At 67.9% G+C, this 2,439-nt stretch carries 1 protein-coding gene; it reads right to left on the bottom strand.

The features are described 5' to 3' along the window. Positions 1 to 86: 86 nt before the first annotated feature. The gene (locus ACFQEU_RS14520) at positions 87 to 2,288 is read right to left on the bottom strand and encodes a proton-conducting transporter transmembrane domain-containing protein (RefSeq protein WP_379783312.1); all 2,202 of its coding nucleotides are present in this window, start codon (positions 2,286 to 2,288) and stop codon (positions 87 to 89) included. Positions 2,289 to 2,439: the final 151 nt, after the last annotated feature.

The following is a 2,439-nucleotide window of genomic DNA, read 5'->3' on the forward strand; positions in this document are numbered from 1 at the left end:
GTGGCCGACCGCACGCGGGAGCGCGAGTACGAGCGCCGCCGCGACCGCGAGGACGAGGAACGGCGGCACCGCGGTCACCAGCCCGTTCATGGCCGGGCCACCCCCTCGGGGAGCCGCGTATCGACTATCAGCTCGATCAGCTCCAGAAAGCCCATCTCGTAGGGGATCACGCCGAGCATGAGCGCCAGCGTCATCGCCGTGAGGATCGGCCCGAGCATGAACCAAGTCGACTCGCGGCCACGTAAGGCGTCGAGCCCGTTCACGTGCTTCCAGCCGCCGGCAGGCGGGCCACCGTGATGGCCGTGAGCGTCGTCGTGGTCGGACTCGCCGTGACCGTGATCGTCGCCCTCGTCGTCCGGGTCGTCGTGGCCGTACCCGGTGCCGTCGTCGATGTCAGCGCGCGTGTCGGTTCCGTCGGTCCCGTCGGGCTCGTCTCCCTCCTGACCGACACCGAACGGCACGTCGACGTCGGACGGCTTCTGGTCGACCGCGTAATCGCCCGTATCGACCCGCTCGGCCGGTTCGGAGAAGTCGCGGTCGCTCGTGTCGAAGTCCGGTCGGACGACGCCCTCGTCGTCGGTCGGGAGGTCGTCGTCCGCGTCGGGGATGGCGGTGTCGTCGGTGGCGTCCGAGCTATCGGTGTTGGTGGGGTTCGGGTCGGTCGTGTCGGCCCCATCATCGTTCGGCTCCGCGTCCGTGACGAGCTCGTCCGGGTCGGCGTCCTCCGGATCGGTGTCCCCGCCAGCGTCGCGATCGTCCTTGGGGTGACCCCCATCGGTGGCCGCGTCGTCAGCTGCGCGACCCCCATCGGTGGCCGCGTCGTCAGCTGCGCGACCCCCGTCCGTCACCGGAAGCGTCGACCGCTTCTCCCCGCCCATCCGGAAGTCCACGAGGGGTTTCGCGTCGTGCTCGTCTTCGGACTCGAAGAAGGCGGTGTAGATCACGGGCCAGAAGTACGCCACGTTGAGCACGCCCGACAGCAGGAGCGCGCCGACGAGATAGTACGCGACCGGCGTCAACTCTGCCCCCATCTGGATCCCGCCGATCAGCATGTAGTACTTGCTCACGAAACCGGCGAGCAGCGGGATGCCGGCCATCCCGAGCGCCGCGACCGTGAACGCGCCCATCACCACCGGCATCCGCTTGCCGATCCCGGCCATCTCGGAGATGTAGTCGGTGTGGGTCTCGACGTGGATACACCCCGCACAGAAGAACAGGGTGAGTTTCATGAAGGCGTGCGCCGGGATGTGTAGCAGCGCCCCGACGAGCCCGTACCAGCCGAACAGCCCGAGCCCGAGCACGATGTAGCTCAGTTGGCTCACCGTCGAGTACGCGAGTCGCTGTTTGAGATGATCCTTCCGTAAGGCGATCAGGGAGGCCGCCGTCAGCGTGATCGCGCCGATCGTCGACATGACGAGCCCGGCCGTGAACCCGAACGGCAGCGACAGCGAGAACACGAGCTCCGGCCCGAACACGTCGAGGATCACCCGGGAGACGCCGAACGCACCGGACTTGACGACCGCGACCGCGTGGAGCAGTCCGGAGACGGGCGTCGGCGCAACCATCGCCTCGGGAAGCCACTGGTGGAGCGGCATGATACCCGCTTTCACCCCGAACCCGATCGCGAGGAGGAAGAAGGCGACCATCGCGAGGCCGGGGTCGGCGTTCGCGAGCGCTTCGATCCCGCCCGCGGTGAACGCGACGGAGCCGGCGAGCCAGTACACCAATACGGTGCCGGCGAGCACGAGCACGCCACCGCCGAACATCGTGTACGCGAGATACTTCCGACCCGCAGACCGTGCTTCGTCCGTCTCGTCGTGGGCGACGAGCGGGTACGTCGCGATCGACAACAGCTCGTAGAAGACGAAGATCGTCACGAGGTTGCCCGCGAAGGCGATCCCCATGGTCGCCGACAGCGACACGGCGAACGCGGCGAAGTACCGCGTCTGGTTGATCTCGTCGTTGCCGCGCATGTAGCCGATGCTGTAGAACGAGGTGACGATCCACAGCCCGCTCGCGAGGAACGCGAACAGCATCCCGAGCGCGTCGGCCCGCAGCGCGAACTCGATCCCGGGGAGGAACGTCGCGATCGACGTCTCGTAGACGGTGCCGTCCAGGACGCCGGGTAGCATCGAGGCGACGATCCCGAACTTCACGACCGCTGCGAGCAGGGTCCACCCCTCACGAACGTTCGGGGAGCGGTACGACGCGACGATGAACGCCGTCGCGACGAACGAGACGAGAACTGCGAGCAACGGTCGGAGGTCGGATAGTGGAACGTCAGTCATGCGAACACCTCACTGAGGAACGGGTCGAGAAGCGTCGCGAACGTCGCCCCCGCGAACCCGAGCGCGACGGCGACGACGGTGGTGCCGATCAGGACGAGGAACGCCCCGGTCGGCACGCGGTCCCGCACGCCGAGCGTCGTCGGTGCGCCCG

The sequence above is a fragment of the Halorubrum tibetense genome, assembly GCF_042661865.1.
Lineage (GTDB): Archaea > Halobacteriota > Halobacteria > Halobacteriales > Haloferacaceae > Halorubrum > Halorubrum tibetense.